Here is a 3,356-nt window from a genome sequence, read left to right as displayed (position 1 = left end):
GTTCTACACCTCGCTGTGGTGGTTCATCGGTCTCTCGCTGCTGGCAATCTACGTGCTGCGCTATGCCAAGCTCGGCAACTGGATCAGCGCCATCGGCTCGAACCGCAACGCGGCGGTGGCGCGTGGCGTGCCGGCGGACGCCGTCAAGGTGTGGCTGTTCATCCTGACTTCGGTTCTGGCGGGGCTGGCCGGCATGATCAGCGCCTTCCGCATTTCGGCCGCTTCACCGGTGGCCGGCACCGGCTACGAGCTCGAAGTGATCGCCATGGTGGTGGTCGGCGGCACGGCGCTGACCGGCGGACGCGGCACGATCCTCGGCACCATCGTCGGTGCGCTGATGCTGCGCGCGATCCGCAACGGCATTGTGCTGATCGGCGTGCCGGGCCTCGCCTACAACATCTTCGTCGGCCTGATCATCCTCGCCATGCTCATCCTGCACGCTTTGCTGCAGAAGAACGCCGCAAGGGGCTGACGATGGAAGTTCTCCGGCTGCAGAATCTGCAAAAATCCTTCGGCAGCGTCCGCGCACTGAAGAATGCGTCCTTTGCCCTCAAGGAAGGCGAGGTGGTGGCCCTGCTCGGCGACAACGGCGCCGGCAAATCGACGCTGATCAAGGCGATTTCCGGTGTGTTTCCGATCGACCGTGGCGACATCTATGTGCGCGGTGAAAAGGTTTCGATCCGTTCGACACGCGACGCGATGGACCTCGGCATCGAGACCATCCACCAGGATACGTCTCTTGCGCCGGATCTCAGCATCGCGCGCAATCTTTTCCTTGGGCGCGAGCCGGTCAAGCTGAAATGGCTGGGCGTGTTCGCGCCGCTCGATTTCGCCAAATTGCGAGACGCGGCGTCGGCGCTGTTGAAGCGCGTCGGCATCTCGAAAAAACTCGACGCCGATGCGCTGGTCTCGACGCTATCGGGCGGCGAGCGGCAGTCGATCGCGATTTCTCGCGCCATGCAGTTCGCCGCCAAGGTCATCATCCTCGACGAACCGACCAACAATCTCGGTGTCGAGGAAACCCATGGCGTGCTGCGCTTCGTCAAGGAGGTGCGTGACGCCGGTCATTCCGTGCTCTTGATCACCCACAACATCCATCACGTGTTCCAGGTCGCCGACCGCATCATCGTCATGCGCCGCGGCGAGATCGTCGCCGAGCAGACGGTTGCCGATACCGATCTTCTGACCGTGGAAAGCATCATCACCGGCGCCGATATGTCGGCCCTGCTGAAAGAGACGAGAGCGAAGTGAAGAAGTTGGCCGTCACATGGTAGAACTCTACGGCAAGACGCTTTCGCGCCGGCAGGTGTCGGAACGTTCGGGCATGCTGTCGCAATTTGCCGGCGTGCGGCTGATGACGCTTGGCGACGGCGTGGAACGCGGCATCCGCATGCTCGAGTTCCGCACCGGCTCGGGCCTGCGTTTCACGGCGCTGGTCGACCGGGCGCTCGACATCGCCGATTGCGACTTCAAGGGCCAGGCGATCGGCTGGCATTCGCCGAGCGGCTTTCGCAACCCCGGTCTGCACGATTATGAGGGGGAAGGGGGGCTCGCCTGGGCGCGTTCGTTTTCAGGGCTGCTTGTCACCTGCGGCCTCGACCACATATTGGGCCGGGAAGAAGTGCCGGCCGATAGCTACAACTACCCGGGCAGGAAGACCGTGATCCATTCGCTGCATGGCCGCGTCGGCACCATTCCGGCGCGGCTGACCGGTTATGGCGAGACCTGGGACGGCGACCGCTGCGTGCTGTGGGCCGAAGGCACCGTGCAGCAATCGGCAGTGTTCGGCGAGGATCTGCATCTGATCCGGCGTATCGAGGCCGATGTCGGCGGCAACGAGATCCGGCTGTCGGATCGCGTCGTCAACCACGGTTTCAACCGCACGCCGCACATGTATTTTTACCACGTCAATGTCAGCCATCCCTTGCTCGACGAGGGTTCGCGCTATCTGGCGCCGATCCGCGACGTCGTCTGGGCCGGCCATGCCGGCGAGCGCTACCAGGCGCAGAAGGTGGGTTACCGCACGATGCCGGCGCCGCAATCGGGTTTCAGCGAGCAGGTCTGGCAGCACGAGATGGCGGCGGACGCCAATGGCGAGGTGCCGGTGGCAGTGGTCAACGATCAGCTCGGGCTCGGCTTCGAAGTGGTGACGCGCAAGGATCAGCTGCCTTGCGCATATCAATGGCAGAATTTTCAGGCGGGGCAGTATGCGCTGGGCATAGAGCCCTCGACACACCATGTGCTGGGCAATCTCGCGGCGCGCGAGCGGGGCGAGATGATCTGGCTGGAGCATAGTGAAAGCCGTTCTTACGACGCGGTGTTCCGGGTGCTCGACGGCGCCGGCGCGATCGCCGAGGCCGAAGCGAAGATCGCGTCGATCGCAAGGCAGCCGCAACAGGATTATCCTGCGCCGTCGGGAAATTTTCCGGGATTGGCGGACAGGGCATGAGGCGAAACGAACGCTCCGGCTGGCGGGCCGGAAATCGGAGGTCGATGTGACGGAGAAAAAGCGCGACTACAGCCTGGTCGGGGAAAGCACGCGCATCGCGATCGAGACCGGGCTGGCCTCGGCCGAGTGGTATCACACCGATGTGCCGCGCAAGGCGATGAAAGAGCTGATGCAGCGCTCGGACGGCCCGGCGATCCGCGACACGATCATCTGGATCGTTGCCATATTGGGTTCCGCCGCCGGGATCGCCTGGTTCTGGGGCACGTGGTGGGTGGTGCCGTTTCTGCTCGTCTATGGCGTGCTCTACGGCTCGTCCAGCGACTCGCGCTGGCACGAGTGCGGCCACGGCACCGCCTTCCGCACACGCTGGATGAACGATGCCGTCTACCAGATCGCCAGCTTCATGCTGATGCGCAATCCGGTGACCTGGCGCTGGAGCCATGCCCGCCACCACACCGACACGATCATCGTCGGCCGCGACGCCGAGATCGCGGTGATGCGTCCGCCGGACCTGCTGCGCGCCGCACTCGCCTTCACCGGTGTTCTCGATTTCCGCTATTCGCTGCCGACGCTGGTGCGCAATGCGTTCGGCAGCATCTCGCCGGACGAGAAAAGCTTTATTCCCGAGATGGAGCTTCACAAGGTGGTCACAGCCGCGCGCTGGCATGTCGCCATCTATGTCGGGGCGATCGGGCTGGCGCTTTATCTGTGGTCGTTCCTGCCGCTGGTGCTGATCGGCCTGCCGCGCCTCTACGGCAGCTGGCACATGGTGCTGACCGGCCTGCTGCAGCATATCGGGCTGGCCGACAATGTCACCGACCACCGGCTGAACACGCGCACCGTCTACATGAACCCGATCAGCCGCTTCATCTATTGGAACATGAACTATCATGTCGAACATCACATG

Annotated in this window: 4 protein-coding genes; all 4 read left to right on the top strand. The window is 63.5% G+C overall.

Annotation, left to right across the window (positions count from 1 at the left end):
• On the top strand, positions 1–472 hold a 472-nt coding region (locus tag EN914_RS29065), incomplete at its 5' end, for an ABC transporter permease (RefSeq protein ID WP_164778991.1).
• Positions 469–1,251 carry an ATP-binding cassette domain-containing protein gene (locus tag EN914_RS29060; protein WP_024501560.1) on the top strand — a complete coding sequence of 261 codons (783 nt, stop codon included), beginning with the start codon at positions 469–471 and terminating at the stop codon, positions 1,249–1,251. The genes EN914_RS29065 and EN914_RS29060, both read left to right, overlap by 4 nt.
• Positions 1,252–1,267: 16 nt before the next feature.
• Positions 1,268–2,449, top strand: coding sequence for an aldose 1-epimerase family protein (locus tag EN914_RS29055; RefSeq protein ID WP_024501559.1), 1,182 nt, complete (start codon positions 1,268–1,270; stop codon positions 2,447–2,449).
• A gap of 46 nt (positions 2,450–2,495) precedes the next feature.
• The coding region (locus tag EN914_RS29050) for a fatty acid desaturase family protein (RefSeq protein ID WP_127389439.1) at positions 2,496–3,356 on the top strand (861 nt) is incomplete at its 3' end.

The organism is Mesorhizobium sp. M7A.F.Ca.CA.001.08.2.1 (genome assembly GCF_003998455.1).
Lineage (GTDB): Bacteria > Pseudomonadota > Alphaproteobacteria > Rhizobiales > Rhizobiaceae > Mesorhizobium > Mesorhizobium ciceri.
Note: the sequence above shows the minus strand (reverse complement) of the source record. Positions and strands in the feature narration are given on the sequence as shown.